12 protein-coding genes are annotated in these 17,850 nt (G+C 66.6%); 6 read left to right on the top strand and 6 right to left on the bottom strand.

Going from position 1 to position 17,850, the window contains the following annotated elements; genetic code table 11:
* Window positions 1-6 precede the first annotated feature (6 nt).
* Window positions 7-1,419: a hypothetical protein gene (locus tag QF027_RS41255; protein WP_307080545.1), complete on the bottom strand. Its 1,413-nt coding sequence runs from the start codon at window positions 1,417-1,419 to the stop codon at window positions 7-9.
* Between the two features lie 332 nt (window positions 1,420-1,751).
* On the opposite strand from QF027_RS41255, the gene QF027_RS41260 reads away from it, so the two are divergent.
* From QF027_RS41260 to QF027_RS41270, 3 genes are read left to right on the top strand one after another with little or no spacing between them, the layout of a single operon-like run.
* A complete protein-coding gene (locus QF027_RS41260; protein WP_307080546.1) occupies window positions 1,752-2,192 on the top strand; it encodes a hypothetical protein in 441 nt (146 codons plus the stop codon).
* Window positions 2,189-3,397 carry a hypothetical protein gene (locus tag QF027_RS41265; RefSeq protein WP_307080547.1) on the top strand — a complete coding sequence of 403 codons (1,209 nt, stop codon included), beginning with the start codon at window positions 2,189-2,191 and terminating at the stop codon, window positions 3,395-3,397. Before QF027_RS41260 ends, QF027_RS41265 begins: the two co-directional genes overlap by 4 nt.
* Window positions 3,394-4,695 carry a DUF1173 family protein gene (locus QF027_RS41270; RefSeq protein ID WP_307080548.1) on the top strand — a complete coding sequence of 434 codons (1,302 nt, stop codon included), beginning with the start codon at window positions 3,394-3,396 and terminating at the stop codon, window positions 4,693-4,695. The genes QF027_RS41265 and QF027_RS41270 overlap by 4 nt, the downstream gene beginning before the upstream one ends.
* Window positions 4,696-4,768: 73 nt before the next feature.
* On the opposite strand, the gene QF027_RS41275 is transcribed toward QF027_RS41270, so the two are convergent.
* The 3 genes from QF027_RS41275 to QF027_RS41285 all read right to left on the bottom strand — a co-directional run bounded on the left by QF027_RS41275 (window position 4,769) and on the right by QF027_RS41285 (window position 9,595).
* Window positions 4,769-6,427, bottom strand: coding sequence for a UvrD-helicase domain-containing protein (locus tag QF027_RS41275; RefSeq protein WP_307080549.1), 1,659 nt, complete (start codon window positions 6,425-6,427; stop codon window positions 4,769-4,771).
* Window positions 6,424-8,319 carry a hypothetical protein gene (locus QF027_RS41280; RefSeq protein WP_307080550.1) on the bottom strand — a complete coding sequence of 632 codons (1,896 nt, stop codon included), beginning with the start codon at window positions 8,317-8,319 and terminating at the stop codon, window positions 6,424-6,426. The genes QF027_RS41275 and QF027_RS41280 overlap by 4 nt, the downstream gene beginning before the upstream one ends.
* Before the next feature lie 106 nt (window positions 8,320-8,425).
* Complete coding sequence (locus tag QF027_RS41285; protein ID WP_307080551.1) at window positions 8,426-9,595, bottom strand: hypothetical protein; 1,170 nt, start codon at window positions 9,593-9,595, stop codon at window positions 8,426-8,428.
* Between the two features lie 531 nt (window positions 9,596-10,126).
* Between QF027_RS41285 and QF027_RS41290 the strand changes: the two genes are divergently transcribed.
* The 3 genes from QF027_RS41290 to QF027_RS41300 are packed head-to-tail and all read left to right on the top strand — an operon-like array spanning window position 10,127 to window position 16,479.
* Window positions 10,127-12,106, top strand: a complete 1,980-nt coding sequence (locus QF027_RS41290) for a type I restriction-modification system subunit M (protein ID WP_307080552.1) — start codon at window positions 10,127-10,129, stop codon at window positions 12,104-12,106.
* Window positions 12,103-13,374: a restriction endonuclease subunit S gene (locus QF027_RS41295; protein WP_307080553.1), complete on the top strand. Its 1,272-nt coding sequence runs from the start codon at window positions 12,103-12,105 to the stop codon at window positions 13,372-13,374. Before QF027_RS41290 ends, QF027_RS41295 begins: the two co-directional genes overlap by 4 nt.
* 3 nt (window positions 13,375-13,377) lie before the next feature.
* Window positions 13,378-16,479 (top strand): type I restriction endonuclease subunit R, encoded by a 3,102-nt coding sequence (locus QF027_RS41300; RefSeq protein ID WP_307080554.1) that lies wholly within the window; start codon window positions 13,378-13,380, stop codon window positions 16,477-16,479.
* 427 nt (window positions 16,480-16,906) lie between these two features.
* On the opposite strand, the gene QF027_RS41305 is transcribed toward QF027_RS41300, so the two are convergent.
* Together QF027_RS41305 and QF027_RS41310 are read right to left on the bottom strand one after the other, a co-directional pair.
* On the bottom strand, window positions 16,907-17,497 hold the full coding sequence (locus tag QF027_RS41305; RefSeq protein ID WP_307080555.1) for a hypothetical protein: 591 nt from the start codon (window positions 17,495-17,497) through the stop codon (window positions 16,907-16,909).
* Window positions 17,498-17,537: 40 nt separating this feature from the next.
* The gene (locus tag QF027_RS41310) at window positions 17,538-17,837 is read right to left on the bottom strand and encodes a hypothetical protein (protein ID WP_307080556.1); all 300 of its coding nucleotides are present in this window, start codon (window positions 17,835-17,837) and stop codon (window positions 17,538-17,540) included.
* Between the last annotated feature and the right edge of the window lie 13 nt (window positions 17,838-17,850).

The raw sequence follows: 17,850 nt of genomic DNA on the forward strand, positions 1-17,850 counted from the left end.
GGGCGGTCAGGAAGCGGGATAGACCGCGATCACGTCGCGGGTGCGGAAGACGCCGTGCCCGTCCGCAGCCACATACAGCGGGACCTCGGACGCGGCAGGCAGCGCCTTGGCCGTCCCGGTCCGCACGCTGACGCGGGCCGCGCCGCGCTCGGGCGTGTCCGTCCCGTCCTGGACGATCGGCAGCCGCCCGTACAGGGAGGTGGCTTCCGTGTCGTCGACGGCGTGCACGATGCCGTACGCCGTGCCGTTGTCGGCCACGGCGGTCAGATCGATGCCCTTGGTGCTGGCGGTGCTGGTGAAGCAGTGTCCACGGCCGGTGGCAAGGTCGAACCCGGCCTGCCCGGAGACGAGGAAGTCACCGTTCGGCGAAAGGCGGGTGGAGGACTGCGCGGATCCGGGCTGAAGGGTCAGCGTGTCGGCGGAGGTGCAGCTGACCTGCGCCTTGATCTTCCCCGTGGCGAGATCGTGCACCGCCAGGGTGGTCTTCTTCGTGTCGGAGAGCGCGGGCGGGTCGGTCTCCGTGTCGCTGGTGTGCCAGGCGGCCACCAGGTACTGCCCGGTGACGGCGAGCGGGATCCCGACGTGCATGCCGCTGGGGGCAACGCTGGTGCTGGTCCAGGCGTTACCGACCTGGAATCCGTACGTGCACGGGGTGCCGCCCTCGGCCCACTGGTCGCAGCCGTCCTGCTGCTGGAAGGCGGAGGCGACGCCTTGGGCAGTGGCGAAGGCAGGGGATGCCTCGACGGTGCACGACCCCGTGCCGCAGCCGGAAACCGTCACCGTCTTCTTCTGAACGGTGCGCTGGGCGCCCGTGGACGCGTCGATCACGACGCCCTTGTCGTGCACGCCGTCGGTCACCGGGCCGACCAGGAAGCCGGAATCCGTCGCCGTGAAGGAGAAGGCGGTGTCGTCAGGCGCCGCCAGGTCGAGGTGATGGTCAGCGGTCGCCTTGCTGGCCGAGTCCGCCGCGATGACGTCGATCGTGGTCGTACGGCGCGACGTGTTCAGGCCGCTTTCGTTGGTCTTGCCCTGACGGGCCAGCACCACCTTCTCGCCGGCCTTGCCTTCCTGAACGAAGACACCGGTATGGGCACTCATGAGTGCCTTGGGGGTGAAGGCCCACACGGTCTTGCCGTTGGCGAGGGAGAAGGCACGCACGCGCGAGCCGTCGGCGGCTGCCTGAATCACCAGACCGGTCTTGGGTGCGACGGCGACCAAGGGGAAGCCGCTGGATCCCGCCTCGGCATCGGTGGCCTCGGGGCTCGCCGAAGTGCTCCAGCCGGTCTCCGTGGCGAATCCGTCCGGTACCGGGAGCCGGACCGGTGCCGCGGCCTTGTGCGTTGCCCCGGCCGTCGGATCGGCTTCGCCGCCCGAGGCGTCGTTGCAGCCGGCCAGCGCGCCGAGGACGAGTGCAGCCATTCCCGCAGCGACCGCCCGGTGTGGTGCGCGGCGCGATCTTGGTGCCGGGAACGCACTACGTGCACCGGGTGGCAGGGGTATGGGGCAGTCAGTCATCAAGTCCTCCGTTCTGGGACGTGCATCGCAGCCGGTCGAAGCCACACTCTCACATCTTTTCATACCCCCGGGGGGTATTTTGTGGTGGGGTTGGCGCGACAGTCGGATGACTTCTCCACAAGGGGAAGCCGCCGTTCGGCGACGTTAGAGGTGAACGGCGCGGATGACCGGCGACTTCGCCGCAACTAGTCAATCAATGCGTGTACTTGCCGCATCACCAAAGGAGAACGGATCGCATGGCCAGCACACCCCGGCCCGATTTCGCGCGCGTGGCACGCCTGCGGGGCGCCGAGCAGGGAGTGATCGACGAAGCTGCCCGCCAGGGGCTGATACCCGAGGACGTCGCTCACGCGCTCACCGCGCCTGGCGTAGGTGACCTTCTCTTGTTCCAGAGGTTCGACGTGGTAGCAGACCTCGACGCCCTCGCGGGCCCGGGATCGGGCTTCGTGGACGTTCCCCGTCATCTGGTCGACGGCGAGGTGCCCGCGCTCGTAGACGTGGCGGATGCAGCGCAGTGTGCCGCGCTGTATCGCAGACTCCTCGTACGCGGAACCGCGACAGAGCAGGCAGCGCTGATCAGCCGTGACGTTCTGCTCCGCTTGTGGCCCCAACGGCTCGCCACGCAAGCCGTCGTGCAGGTGTGGGAGCGGCGGTTCCCGGAGCTGACCGCACCATGAACGCCGAGGGAATGCTCGCGGTCGCCCGTATCGTGCTGGTCGCATGCGGCCAGCACGGCTACCACCTGTCCGGCTCGCTGGCACTCCAAGCCCTCGGCGTCGCCGGGGCCCGGCCGGCACACGACATCGACGTGTTCACGGACCAGGTCGAGGACACAGCGGCGGTGCGGGCGGCCGTTGCCGGCGCGTTGGCCGCCCACGGGTACCGAGTTGAGGAGGTCCGGACCTGGGCCTTCCACCCACTCGCGCAATGCGACCAGAACAGCGACCTGCTGGTCACGCACGCCGAGTACGGCACAGTCACCGTTCAAATGGCCCGCATGCCACGCTACTTCGGCTCCCACACCGTCGCGGGCATGCCGGTCGCGGCCATGGGCGACCTCCTCTACGCCAAGCTGGAGGCTCCTGAACACCGCCTGGCGGCCAAGGACTTCGTGGAACTAACTGTGCTGAGTCGGCACCTGGGGCAAGGAGACGTCGACTCCTACTTGGCCGAGTATGTGAGCGGAATCGCGGGGCTTCGACAGCTCCCCGAGACGCAGGTGCGCCAAGACCTGTACGTCCGGCTGGCCCAGGTCGCCGACATCCCGGACGCGGCGTTCACCGGTTACGGGCTGGACCCGGAGGCCACGATGCTGCTGCGATCCGACCTGCTGGACTGGGCAGACCGGATCGCACCGGCCGAGCTCAACGAGAGCCGCCTGGAGCCAGGTGTAGCCGCCGGTCTGGAGGGCATGGGACAGGCGGACGTGCTGGCCACACTGGCCCGACTGGCGCGCGCGGACTCCCTGGCCTTGCTGCCCCCTCCCGAGCTGAGCAGCCGACGTGGTCAGGTCATGGACCGGGCGCTGACCGCCTCCTATGGGCTCCGACAACTGGGCGAGCAACTCCCCGGAGGCGCACCGGTTTCTCCGGACGCCGCCGAGGCGATGCACCGTGTCCAGGAACTCATCGAAGAGGTGCAGCGCATCACGCTGGAAATCCAACGTCGCTCCCGGCTCACAGCACGCCAACGGGCGGAAGAGGCCGCCGTACGGCATGCCCTGGCCGAGCAGCTCGATGCTGACGAGATCCCGGACCCTCACCATGCGTCGGCTCAGCTGATGCTGCAGGTCGGCCGACGGCGTCGGCACGCTGAGGCAGAGGAAGAACTCCAGCACCACCGGTCGATGACCGGTCCCGGTTACGGAGGAGTGCGGACATGACCGCCTCCAAAGCCGCCCCGCTGCGAGACCAGCACGACCGTCCCCGACCAGCCGACACGGACAGTCCCCAGGGAGAGGGCGCAACCCGCGGTGACCGAGCCGACCGTGTACGGCTCGCGGACAAGTCGCTCCCGCTGTTCGTACTGCGTGAGCACGCCACCGACTACGCTGCGCTCTTCGCCCGGGCCAGGGCCGAAGTGGGCCACGGTCAATGCCTCTGTCAGACACCAGCCCTCCGGCTGGTCATCCGGTGCAGCCGGGCCGGCCGCTACCACCTGGCCGGATGGCCCGGTGAAGGCGAACTCCACGACCCCAGCTGCAGCTTCTACAAGCTCGCCTCGGAGCTGACCGGCCGCGACGCCTACAGCGCGGAGGCCATCCACGAGGGAGACGACGGCGTCGCGATCCGCTTCTCCGCCGCACTCGCCCGCAAGCTCAGCGCCCCCGAGCCGGCCAAAGCCTCCACCGAACAACGCGACAGCCGCGCGCGCCGTACCGTCGGTCTGCTCGGCCTTCTCCACTGGTTGTGGGAGGAAGCCCAACTCACCGCGTGGCATCCGCGCTGGCGACGACGCACCTGGTGGGTCAGTCACGCGCGGCTGAGCGAGCAAATCGCTGGATGCTCCATCAACCACGAGGAGTTGGCCGAGGCCCTGTACGTCGTGCCCCCATTCCGGAAGGAGTACGCCCGCCGCAACGCCGCCGCCTTCGAGATATTCCGCATCTCCCGGCTGAAACGACGCGGAGACACACAGCGCCGCGGGCTCATCCTCGGCGAGATCAGAGATATCAGGCCGACCCAGTACGGCATCCGGTACGTGCTGGCTCACCACCGCGGCGCCCTGTTCGCCACCAAAGCCCTCGACAAACGGCTTCGCCGTTCATACCGTCCCGCTTTCTCCGAGAACGCGATCGAACACGGAGCCCGCCGGATCGGCCTGTTCCTTGTAGAACTCAGTCCCAGGGGCAACATCCGGGTGGTCGACATGGCCGCCATGCTGGTCAGCCGACTCTACATACCCGCCGACTCCAGCCACGAAATCGTCATGGCCAACGCCCTTGCCGACAGCGGCCGTGCCTACGTCAAACCCGTGCGCTACGACGGAAACGACGCCGTCTTCCCCGACTTCGTGCTCACCGACACTCGCCCAAACTCCTACGTCGAGGTCTACGGCATCCATGGCAGAGAGGCCTACGACCAGCGTAAGCGTGTGAAGCAGGCTCACTACCAAAACCAGGGTGCCAGCTTGATCGAGTGGGACGTGACCGAACCGATCCCTGACCTGCGGAGGCGCTAGAGATCATTAACTGCTGCGTGAGGATCCGGCGAACTCCTCGGCCAAGTCCTGGGTGTCCGGCGGCGTAGGGGGGCTACCGCAGGGCGGCGACGAGAGGTTCCCAGAGCCCGTGCACCAGATCGGGCACAACGAGGTGCGCGTTCTGCCGGGCGCGGGTCATCACGACGTACAACAGTTTGGAGCCGGTCGGGTAGGGCTCTCCTTCGGAGCCGTGGAACTCGTTATTTCCGAGGAGCAAGATCGTGGTGTCGGCTTCCCTGCCCTTGGTCTGGTGGAGGTTCATGACCTGGATCGGGGCTCGGCGGGCTGTCCCTGCCCCGACCAGGGCTTCGTCGCGTGTCCGGAGCAGCTCCTGCTCGACCGCGGCAGCGTCGATGCAGTCCTCGCCGAAGCGACGCAGCGCGATGCGCGCCTGACGGGCCGCCTGAAGCCAGGTCTCCTGGCCGCGGGCGGCTCCGACAGTGGTGTAGGCGTTCGTGACCACCTCGGCGAGCTTGGCAACATCGGGCTGGCCACCCTCGCCGACCGAGGCTCGCAGGTCGCGTGCCAGTCGTTTCAGTGCGTTGCGGAGGGCCGGGTTAGTCGTCGGGTTGAGCATCTGTTGGGCGAGCGGCACCACCCTGTTGCCCTTGCGCTCCGTGGCCTGGACGTAGACGGCCAGCGCACGGAGCACTCCGGAGTCGGGGACCTTCAGGGCGTACTTCACCAGGGCGAGTTGCGCAGCGAGTGCCTCACCGTGTGCCTCGGTGAGGCCGACCTGCTCGTGCACGAGTCCGTCGGCGAGGAGGGCGTCGGAGAGGCTGGAGGTCGCCACGTTCGTGTGGGTGAAGATACTGACGGTGTGGCCGTCCTTGCGGGCGCGGCGTGCGAGGTCGATGACCTCGGCGTGTCCGTGGCCGTCGTTGTAGTCGGTGACCGAGATGCGCCCCGCGGCAGCGGCTGTGCGGATGGCGTCGTGGGTGAAGTCGCGTCGCATTGCGGCTTCGGCGGCGGCCGGCAGGGTTCCGCTCGGGTCGCGGTAGCTGAGCGGCGGCAACGTGATCTTGTCGGCACCCGGCAATCGCATTGCCGTGGCGATCCGTGTGTCGGCGTTGATGTGTTTGAAGCCCGCGTAGATGCACTGGTTGGTGTCGCCCAGCAGGATGCGGCGCGCGGTCGGGGCGATCTGCTGGAGGAACTGCCATTCCTGGTCGTCGGTGTCCTGGAACTCGTCGCAGATGACGAGGCCGTACCGGGTGCTGTAGTGGCTGCGCACCTTGTCCAGGGCGAGCAACTCCATTGCCGTCGGGACCAGTTGGCTGTAGGTGAGCCCGGGCCCGGCTCCGCCGACGAGGCGCTGCGCTTCACTTAGGACGGCGAGTGGCGGGGGGTATCCGTGGTGCGCGCCGAAGCTGTTGATGATGCGCCAGGCGAAGCCGTGGAAGGTGGCCACTTCGAGGCGGGGGGCCAACGGTCCGATCACGTCGGACGAGCGGTCGATGATCTGCGCCACTGCGGTGCGGGAGAAGGAGAGGAAGAGGACCCGCTCCGGGGCGGGCAGCCGCGTCCTTCGGCCAGCCTGGTGGGCCGCTCGGCGTCGGAGCGCTAGCCGTTCGTCGGCGTCTTCGAGGTGGCGGCGGGCGGCTGCGACGGCGGTGGTGGTCTTGCCCGTGCCAGCACCCCCGAGTACGACGAGAACCGGCGTGGTGCTCTCGATGACGTCCTGCTGTACCCCCTCGGCCTCGTACGTCACGCTGCGTCCTCGTCAGGGCGGCCGACACTTTCAAGGACGACCATCGTGGGGCCGTTGTAGCTGGAGCTGGCTGCCGTGGTGATGGCGTCCAGAATGGCCGCCAAGAGTGGCGGGTGCACCACCCAAGCGCCCTCCTCCGGTTCCGTCCCATGTTGCTCTTCCGCGTCCGCAGGTTCCGGCTGAAGCTCGCGGTAGAGGGCGTCGAGGAAGGGCTCGTGCAGGCCCTTCTTGTGGAGTGTCACGCAGAGGTTCGTGACGGTCTGCTCGGTGGCTTCGACGGCCAGGGGATCCGGCTGCCCGAAGACGGTCAGGACCGAGCTGGCCGCGGCGAGCTGAGCCAGCCGGACGCCGGCGGTGATCGCGCGTTCGATCGCGGTCTTCTCCGGTAGCTGGATGACGACGTCGCACGACTTCTTTACCTTGTCGAGCTGATCAGCCGACTGCTGCGAGGGCTTGTCGGCGTCCACGACGCCGATCACTCGGAAGCCGAGCTGCTTGGCGAGATCGGCGATCTGAGGGACCTGGTCGATGCCGCCGTCGGCCCCCGTCCCTGCAGCGACGAGCCGGACACCGTAGGCGGACAGGGGCAGCCTGTGGGGAGGGTAGCGCCGGTTGGTCATGCCGAGGACCGCGACGTCGTGCGGCCCCTCGGTGACAGCGACGACGGGCGCGGTGAGCGCGGGCAGCAGCTGCGTGTGGAGCTGGCGGTGGGCGACGAGCTGCTTACGGTCGCTGACCTGCGGAAGCTGGTGGTAGGTCCGTTGGCCGCCGTGGCGGACGAGGCGAACCACGTCGCCGGGTTCGAATGCGCGGGCCACTTCGGGTCGGCGGGTCGACAGCCAGGCTTGTCCGGACCGGTTACGGATCAGCGAGGCCAGATGCTCGGCGGTGGCGGCGTCGAGCTGGTCCCCGAAGTCATCGGCGAGTACGACCGCGCCGGGGACGTCCGCGAGCAGCATGGCCTCGGCCATGGAGAGGACGGCGGTCACGGTGCTGCCGTGGGTCGTCAGGGCCAGCGGTCCGGCGGTGTCCAGCCTTAGCGCGGCCCGCAGCGTACGCAGCAGTGCGCTGACGGATCCGTCCTCGGCGAGAAAACCGACGTCCCCGGCGGCGATCGGGCTGTCCCCGAGGCGTTTCCCGGTGCCGCCCACGGCGAGCACGGCGTCCACGGCCTCGGTGATGGCCGGGTCCTTGGACAGAGCGGTCACGGCCTCGCCGACGGCTTCGCGCAGGACTTCGAAGGCGGCGACGGCAGCCTTTGGGTCGCGCTCCTCGATGTACCGTCGCAGGCTGCCGCCCGCTCGAAGCTGCAGGGGGACTCCCGCATTGAGGGTGATGACCGGAAGCGCGCGGCGCACGGCAGCCGGCACCCGTAGAAGATGGTTGGTCTCCGGATTGCTGCGCGCCGGATAGTAGACGACGGACTCCAGCGCCTCGGTCTCGTGGTCGTAGCTGAGCCGATAGGTGAGACGAACACACTGGGGAGCGGACGGGTCCGCCTCGTCGTCCTCGGAGGCCATCCCCGTTGCATCGAGCGGCTGGAGGTAGCCATCGACCAGTTGCTCGATCTCCGGGTCGAGATCAGACAGGGTGACCTCCACCTCTGCCGTGGACGCCCGGACTGGCGCCGCCGACTCAGGCGATGCCGCCTCCGAGCCTGCTTCGAACTGGGAAGTCTGGTCCTCGCCCTCTCCTTCCTCAGGCGCCGTCTGGTGGAGATCCGACAGGGAGGGGCCGTGTGCAGCTTCCGGGTCGAGTACGCGCGCCAGTGCCTCGATGACATCGCTACGCCCAGCGCGGGGCACGCCGGCCACGACCGCGTGATCGCGGGGGCGCAGGTCGAGGGACTTCCAGCCCCGGAAGTCCGTGATCAGCAGTCGGGTCACTCGCACCCCACCATCATCGCGGACAACCCCCGCGGAAAGCGCGGCATTTGCCGCAAGACGGCTAAAGGCGGTGTGTGACGTAGATCAGAACCGCAGCCGATCTGTGACCCGTCTACTCCAGCAGCTCCGATCGGATCCGGTCCCAGCTCGGCCGCGGGCTGTCGACGGGGTGCACGAGGGTCAGGAGGCGGCCTTCGAGGAACACATCGAGCCGGTCGGTCTGCGAGGCCAGACGGCGGCGCTGGGCCCGGTGGTCCACCGGCACTCGCTCGCCCAGGACGCCCAGCAGGACCTCGTGGTGTGCCTGTCCGACCGCGTCGCCGCGGATCCACCGGCCACGGACCTCTACGCCGGAGAACGTGCCAAGCGTGTCCTCGCGTGCGAAGGACCGCTTCATCGCCTCCTCGACCACTACCGCGGCTCGGCTGATCGCCGTTCCGGCGGCGGCCCCGGTTGCATCGGCCGACCCCTCGCCGCCGGACTCGGGCGCGGAGTCTGCCCCTGCCGCGAGAGAGTCCTGCTCCAGGTCCGTACGCCGACGGGGATCCCGGGGAACACGGAACCGCCAGGGTTGTGCGCTGCCTGGTACATCGATCCACCCGGTCTTGAGTCCGGCCGTGGCCGGGGAGTCGTCGGGCAGAAAGATGTCGACATAGACGCCGCCCGCGCCGAGCCAGACCCAACTCATGAAGTAGGCATGCTCGTTGTGGTCGACGGACCACTGCGCGAGTTTCTCCAAGCGTGCCTTTTGCGGCCGGGTGCCCTGCCCAGCTGGGAGCATCTGCTTGTGGTCGCGGCGTCGGCCCCGTGCCTCTCCGGCGAGCGGCCCGGCGGCCAAGTCGTACAGAAGGTCGGGCCGTACGCCCTTTTTCGCGTAGGTTCCGACGAGTTTTCCAGGCAAGACGTCGAAGCTGCTAAGGCCGTTGGCCCCGGGCTTCCAGTCGAAGAGTGCCTCACTGGCGGCGCTCATCACCCCCAGCCCGGTGCACTCGCTGACGAAGCGTCGGATGTGGCCGGAGCTGGAGTCGAGCGCGGAACAGTCGACCCCGAGCGCACCGCCCGAGCTGCTGGTGATGTAGCTGAGGAGGAGGCTGATCTCATGGTCACGCACACGCTGGTCAACCGTTTTGCGCAGGTCGCAGGCGAGGGCGTTGATGTTGACCAAGGCGGCCAAGGACACAGGCAGGGGGCCCTGCCCGACCTCGACGGCCTGGACGGCTTCCGCCCCCGCGCTTCCCTTCTCAACCGTGAAGCGCCACACCCGGGCGCGCACCGAACTCATAGGGGAAGCCTACGGCCCGTCCGCAACAGCACGACCGAACGGATCACTCCGCCTCTGCGGGGCATGCCCACCGACGTCCACGGCCTGGCCGTATCGACGCCTCGTGTGTCCTCGTCTACGGCCTGATCCCCGAGGTCAGCCACGGAGCACGCCCACGCCCCCGCTACCCACCGCGCCCCCAGCCGGCCGGTTCGGGCGGGCGGTCCGGCGACCGGGCCGCCCGCCCGACTACGGCAGGAGGATCGGCATACAGGGCACGGCGCCAGAGGCACCGCCGGCGGCTCGGCCCTCCCTCGGCTTGCTACCCCTGGTTGCCATGCCGCTGTGAAGGCAGAGAAGCGCTGCCCGCTCGGTAATCGGGCGGACAACGGACGGCGTGAATAGGACTTCTAACTCAAAACGGGCGTCACTTCTGGAATGGCGCCGGTCCTGTCAGTGGCACCATCTACATTTTCGTGTGTGGACCAGTGCCATCACTGGTCAGCCTCTCAGCGGGTGCCCCCTGTATCCGCGCTAGGAAGGACAACTCAAGTGGTCGACCTGAAAAAGGACGTCTGGGCCATCGCGGACACCCTGCGCGGTGTCTATGCCCGCAACAAGGCGGGCGACATCATCCTGCCCATGACGATCCTGCGCCGCCTGGAGTGCGTCATGGCACCCCACCGCGCCCAGGTTGCCGCGATCATCGCCCAGCAGCCGAACGAGACGCTGCGCGTGAAGATGATCAAGTCCTTCACTGGCGGTGTGAAGTTCTACAACACGACGAAGCACACCCTGGCCTCGGTGTACGACTCCGGCGACGACATGGCCGACAACCTGCTGGAGTATGTGCGCGGGTTCAGCAGCGACATCGACGTCTTCGCGAACTTCCACCTGCCCCAGCACATCGAACGGATGAGGAAGGGCGGCATCCTCGCCACGATCGTCCGCCAGTTCCGCGATCTCGACCTGTCGCCCAAGGCCGTGCCGAACTCCAAGATGGGTGAGCTGTTCGAGCACCTCATCTATATGGACTTTGAGTCGTCCAACGCTGAGTCCGGTGACCACTACACTCCGCGCGACGCGATCAACCTGCTTGTCGACTTGCTGTTCGCCGAGGACGACAATGCGCTGTCCGGCGACGCCATCCGTAGCATTTACGACCCCACCGTCGGCACCGGTGGCATGCTCAGCGTGGCAGAGGAGCACCTGCACCGCATGAACCCGGACGCCGAGCTCCTCCTGTACGGGCAGGAACTGCGTTCCGAGTCCTACGCCATGTGCCGCTCCGACATGCTCGCCAAGGGCCAGAACCCCCAGAACATCGTGCTGGGCAATACCCTGACCAAGGACCTCTTCCCAGACGACAGGTTCAACTACATCCTCTCCAATCCGCCCTACGGCGTGGACTGGAAGAACATCGCCGAGGACGTGGAGAAGGAGCACAAGAGGGGCTTCAGTGGTCGCTTCGGGGCCGGCCTGCCCCCGACCTCCGACGGCGCCCTGCTGTTCGTCCAACACGCCATCGCCAAGATGAACCCCGCTGACAGCCAGGACGGCGGCGCCCGAGCCGGCATCGTCCTGAACGGCTCCCCGCTGTTCTCCGGCGGCGCCGGGAGCGGCGCCAGCAACATCCGAGGGTGGTTGCTGGAGAACGACTTGATCGAAGCCATCGTCGCGCTGCCGAACGACATGTTCTACAACACCGGCATTCCCACGTACCTATGGATCTTCGACAACAACAAGCGCCCCGAGCGCAAGGGCAAGGTGCAGCTCATCGACGCCACCGCCCTGGGCGCCAAGATGGACAAGTCCCTGGGCTCCAAGCGCGTCAAGATCAACGACGCCGCCCGTGAGCGCGTGCTCCAGCAGTACGCGGACATGGAGTCCTCGGACACGTCCAAGATCTTCGACAACCTCGACTTCGCCTTCTGGCAGATCACCGTCGAGCGGCCTATGCGGCGGAACTTCGAGACCACACCTGAACGGGTCGCCCTCGTTGCTGAGCACAAGACCCTAGGCAACATCGACGGCCTCATCGACGCCCTGAACTCCTTCAACGGGGGCCAGTACCTCAACCGTGAGGACTTCCTCAACGACCTGGGCAAGCACCTCGGTTCCCGCAGCATCAGCTTGACCTCCGCGCAGCGCAAGGCCCTGTGGCAGACCCTCGGCGAGCGCGACGAGAACGCCGACATCTGCCGTTTCCAGTCCGGTAAGAACAAGGGGGAGCCGGAGCCCGACGTTCCACTCCGCGATACCGAGATCGTCCCCTTTGGCTGGAATGGGCACCCCAAGAAGCACGACGCCAAGGACGCCACCATCAAGGCGTACTTCAACGCGGAGGTCAAGCCGCACATCGAGGACGCCTGGATCGACAACACCAAGACCAAGGTGGGCTACGAGATCCCCTTCACCCTCCACTTCTACAAGTACGTGCCCCCGCGCACCCTCGCTGAGATCGACGCCGACCTCGACGAGTCCCTGCAGGAGATCCTCGGCCTGCTGCACAAGGTGGAGGCAAGCAAGTGAGCACACCTCTTCCCTGGGGAGACACCCAGCCGCCGTGGACGATCGGTAAGGTCAAGCACCTGGGGAGCGTCACTCTCGGCAAGATGCTCCAGGCAAAAGACACAGGCCAAGACGTCCTTGCTCCATACATGAGGGCGGCCAACGTCCAGCCCGACGGCGTCCTTGCTCTGGACGACGTGAAGGAAATGTGGTTCTCACCCTCTGAGCTGGACGACCTCACCCTTCGGCAGGGTGACGTGGTCGTGGTCGAGGGCGGGCAGGGGGGCTTCGGACGTGCCGCGTACGTCGGTGAAGACCTCGACGGCTGGGGGTTCCAGAACTCGATCAACCGTGTCCGGTCGAAAACTGGTAATGATGGACGATTCCTTGCGTACTACCTGATCGCCCTGCGCGCCACCGGGTTCATCCGGAGGTACTGCAACGTCGTCTCCATGCCGCACCTGACGGCCGAGAAGCTGGCCGCTATTCCCCTCCCGCTTCCCTCCGGTCCTGAGCAACGCGCCATCGCTGACCACCTGGATCGCGAGACTGCAGAAATCGACAGGCTCATTGCCGCGCTGGAGCGGTTCATTGGACAGCTGCAGGAACGACGTCAAGCTGTCGTGGAGCATGAGCTCGTGGAGGTCGTGCCGGCGGCGCCCGGTACACGGCTGAAACACCTGGTGCGGTCCGTTCGACAGGGGTGGAGCCCGCAGTGCTTTCCTTGGCCTGCTGATGGAGTCCAGACCTGGGCAGTCCTGAAAGCCGGGGCAGCCAACCGCGGGGTCTTCCGACCGGAAGAGAACAAAGAGCTCCCCGAAGACCTGGAGCCGCGTCCGTCGACCGTGGTGCGGCGCGGCGATCTCTTGGTCGCCCGAGCCAACACCCGTGACCTTGTCGGTAGCGCGGCAGTGGTGTCCGGGGATTACCCACGGCTCATGCTGAGCGACAAGCTCTACGCTCTAGCCCTCGACGAGTCCAAGGCGTTGCCCCGCTATGTCGCCCACCTGCTGGCCAGCCGCCGAATCAGGGACTTGATCGAGATGGCCGCGTCTGGCGCGAGCTCTTCGATGCTGAACATCAGCAGGGACGACATCGTGAACCTTCCGATGAATGTTCCTGAGCCCGCTGAACAGCGTCGCATCCTCAAGCACCTGGACGAGGAAACAGCGGAGATCGACCTTCTGATCGCGAAGACGCAGCGGCACATCGAGCTCGTCAGGAAGCGCCGTAGCGCGCTCATCACTGCGGCCGTGACCGGCCAGATCGACATCCCCAAGGAGGCCTGAGCCATGGTGGACCTGACCTACGAGTCGGAGTTTGAGCAGCACATCTGCGAATACCTGGCCGCCCATGGGTGGGAGTACTCCCCGAACGGGGAGGGGTACGACGCTGAACGTGCCCTGTTCCCAGAGGACGTTTTCGATTGGTTCAAGGACCTGGACCCGCAGGCGTGGAAGCGCAGCATCGGTTCCGGCCCGCGGGCAGACTCAGCGAAGGAGGCTCTGCTGGACCTGATCGTGCAGCTACGCTCCACCCCGCTGGACAACAGGGGCGGTGGCCCTGGCGGGACCCTGCAGTTGCTGCGCTCGGACGTCCCCGTGGGGCTGCGCGACGAGCTGAAGATGGTCCAGTGGCGCCCGGCGGACCCGACGAACGCCACGCGCATGGCCGCTTACGACAAGGTGCGTCTGCGGATCATGCGGCAGGTGCACTACTCGCGGCAGAAGCCTCACGACAGTATCGACTTGGTCGCGTTCATCAATGGCGTCCCGGTGGCCACCTTCGAGCTGAAGACCAACTTCAAGCAGTCCATTGACGCCGCCGTCAAGCAGTACGCCCAAGACCGCAACCCGAAGGGAGAGCCGCTGCTGGCGTTCGGTACCGGGGCGCTGGTGCACTTCGTGGTCACCGAGTCCGAGGTCCGCATGACCACCCAACTGGTCGGTGAGGACACCTACTTCCTGCCGTTCAACAAGGGCAACAACGGCGGCGCGGGCAACCCGGTCAACGAGCACGGGCCGGCCACCGCGTACCTGTGGGAGCAGGTCATGGCCCGCGACACGTGGCTGGACATCTTCGGGTCCACGCTGTTCGTGGACGTCAAGACCAGCACGAACGCGATCACGCGTGAGCGCAAGACCTCCACCAACGTCATATTCCCGCGCTTCCACCAGTGGCAGGCCGTCTCGCGGATGGTCGAACAGATCAAAGCGGAGAGCGTGGGGGGACGGTTCCTGATCCAGCACTCGGCAGGGTCGGGCAAGACGAACACGATCGGATGGACTGCACACCGCCTGTCGAACCTGCACGACCACACCGGTCGCAAGGTCTTCGACACGGTCGTGGTGATCACTGACCGCACGGTGCTGGACGATCAGATGCAGCGCGCGGTTCTTCAGATCGAGGGCAAGCCAGACTATGTCTACAACGTCGACAAGCGGGCCCGCACTGACCAGGGCTCCAAGTCACGTGCGCTACTCAAGGCCCTGCAGGACCGTCGCCGCATCGTGGTGGTGACCATTCAGACCTTCCCGGCCGTGCTCAAGCTCCTGTCGCAGGACGACTCGCTGGCCGGGCACCGGTTCGCGGTCATCGCGGACGAGGCGCACTCCTCGCAGGCCGGCGCCACGGCGAAGAAAGTGCGTCAGGTACTGCGCGCCGGCGGTCAGGAAGTCGACGAGGGCGCGGAGGTCGACGCCGAGGACACGATCAACGCGTTTGCCGACGCCCCGACCCCGAACGTGTCGTTCTTCGCATTCACCGCCACCCCGAAGCCCAAGACGATCGAACTGTTCGGGCGCCGCGAGACGCCCGACGCGAAGCCGTCCGCGTTCGACGTGTACTCGATGAAGCAGGCCATCCAGGAGGGGTTCATCCTGGACGTCCTGCCGCGCTACCAGAACTACGGGACCATTTACCAGATCGCTGAGGCGATCAAGAAGAATGGTGTCAACGTCTCCGCTGACGACGAAGACAACCTGGTCGAGAAGGCCGCGGCAGCAAAGGCCCTTAAGAGGTTCGTACGCCTGCACCCGACGAACATCGCCCAGAAGGTTGAGATCATCGTCGAGCACTTCCGTGCCAACGTGGCCAGCCTGCTCGGCGGCCACGCCAAGGCGATGATCGTGACCTCGGAACGCAAGCACGCGCTGCGGTACAAGCTGGCGATCGACAAGTACATCAAGTCCAAGGGTTACGACCTGGGCACCCTGGTCGCGTTCTCTGGCACCCTGGACGACCCGGAGTCCGGCATCCACGACGAGGTCTCCGAAGCCAAGATGAACCCGGGAGCTGGCCCGGACCTGGCCGAGGCGTTCGCCGAGCCGAACTACCGCGTCATGATAGCCGCGGACAAGTTCCAGACTGGGTTCGATCAGCCGTTACTGTGCGCGATGTACGTCGACAAGCGCCTGGACAACATCCAGGCGGTGCAGACCCTCTCGCGTCTGAACCGCACCTTCCGATCAGGCAACCTGGTCAAGGACCGGGTGTTCATCCTGGACTTCGTCAACGAGCCCAAGGACATCCGGGCGGAGTTCGCGAAGTATTACGAAGAAGCCGAGATCGAGACCGAGACCAACCCGAACCAGCTGCACGTGCTGGCGGTGGGGCTGCGAACCTTCGGGATCTTCGACACGCAGGACGTGGCCCAGTTCGTCCAGGGCGCCCAGGACGGTGACCGCAATGCCATCACCGCAGCGATGAGTCGGGCGCAGGACCGGTTCGCCCAGGCATGGGACCAGGCCGAGCACGACGAGGACACTCAGGCCGTGGAGCGGCTGGAGCAGTTCCGGAAGAACGTCTCCTCGTTCGTGCGGCTATACGACTTCCTGTCTCAGGTGTACGACTACTCCGGCTCCCCGCTGGAGGACCTGTGCGCGTTCTGTCGTGAACTCGCTCAGTGGATCAAGGCCGAGCGGACGCACGACGAAATCGACATCTCAAGCGCACGGCTGGTCGCCATCGAGCAGAAGGACAAGGGCGTCACGAACGCCTCGGTTACGGAGAAGGGCGACAAGCTGACCGGGCCGAGCGCGCTGGGCACGGCCAAGGTGAAGGACCCTGAGATGGTCCCGCTTCTGGAGGTCATCGACACCCTCAACACCTTGTTCGACGACCTGTCGGAGTCCGCCGTCGCCGGACTGATGGCGCTTGTTATCCAGGCGGCGAAGTCGGATGAGGTGCTGAGGTCGCGGGCGCTGGAGAACAGCCTGGAGAACTTCCTGAAGTCCGAGAAGGTCCGTGACCGGATCCTCGACACCCTGCTTGCCGCCCCCGGGGAGTTGGGGAAGGTAGTGGCTGAGGTCGTCGGCGATGGCAAGGGCCTGGACAGCATCATCGCGGGCGCCTTCCACGGCGTGCGTCTGGACGCAGGGCAGGAGGACAGCTGATGGAACGGTCGAGGTGCTCTGCACCTCGACCGACGATCTGGACTGCCAGCCGCGAACGGCCGCCCGTCGCTCCGTCCTCCGCCCGGCTGAATGCGGGCACGTTCGTGTCGTCCATACGACTGGCGCGTTGATACTCCGACCCGCTGGGGCTCTGGTCGGACGAGACCGAATGGGAGAGTTCCTCCCCCACGAGGCCCGGGGGCTGGTCAAACCCCGCAGACCATACGGCTATTGACCGAGGCGTGTAACCGCCTGGCCCACCGGCCCTGCGAGTCAGGGGACGGGGCGGTACTCGCCAATACGGACGAGCTGTTATGTCCTGTCGAATGGCAGTCAACACGACCTGCCGTCACGCCTGTGAGCGGGGCGGGTGCGCACGTCGTAGCTTGAGGGGTTCCCGAAGGTGCCTTGAGAGCCGTGCTCCTGCTCAAGCCGAAACCGACCCCCAGCGGTACTCCTCGACGGCCTCGTCGTAGGGGCCCAACAGCGGCTCCAGCTCCGTACGCACCAGATCGGCGTCGCCCGGCGGGAGAGTCAGCGACGCCCGCCGCATGCGGACGCTCCACGTAGCCGGATCTGGGAAGACCGACAGCCGCGGTACCAGATCACGCAGAACCAGCCCCTCACGGAACCGGGCCAGTCCGGACACCTCCAGGTGACAGCCTTCCGTGAAGGAGCGCTCGCCAAAGGTCACCGGCTCACCCAGAGCCCGCACCGGACTTGCGACCGCAGCCCTGCCGATGACGCGTCCGAGGTCACGCGTCGGGTTCCGGAAGCAACTCCTGGTGGTGTAAAGGAAGATCTCGTCACCCTCTTCCAACACACGGGCCGCCCTTGACCGCCCCGCCGGGAACGCCATCCGCTGCTCGGTCAGCACCCAGCTCAGGGCGGCTCGGTCTCCGATAATCAGCAGGTGCGTCGACGGCATGTGAATCACGATAGCCGGGGCGTCTGGCCACTCGGTGCACCGACCGCTGACCTGCCGTGTGACGGCAAGGACATAGGTCAGACCGGTCACGCGAACCGCGGTCCGAGCTCTTAAGTACCGGCCTCCATGGCTATTGCCTCGCGTCTGCGACCAATTCGCCGGCCATCAAGGCACGTATGGCTTCTTCGAGGATCGCTGTGTACCTCTTGAGTTCGTGATTCTCCTGAACGAGCGGGCTGTCGCGGTCTGGGTGTGCCGCGAAGGCCTCGTCCATCTCGCGGAGACGGGACTCAAGTTCCGACTGCTCTGGTGCTTGTCCAGAGGTCACGGCCATCCGGGCGGCTCGCCGGGCGGCGAACTGCGTGAGCAGTTCCCGCTGCTGCGCGGTGAGTCCTTCGTTGGTGTTGGCCTTCGCGTCCTTCTCGTCCATTGCTTCTTCTCCT

Origin of the sequence: Streptomyces canus (genome assembly GCF_030816965.1) — a bacterium.
GTDB lineage: Bacteria > Actinomycetota > Actinomycetes > Streptomycetales > Streptomycetaceae > Streptomyces > Streptomyces canus_E.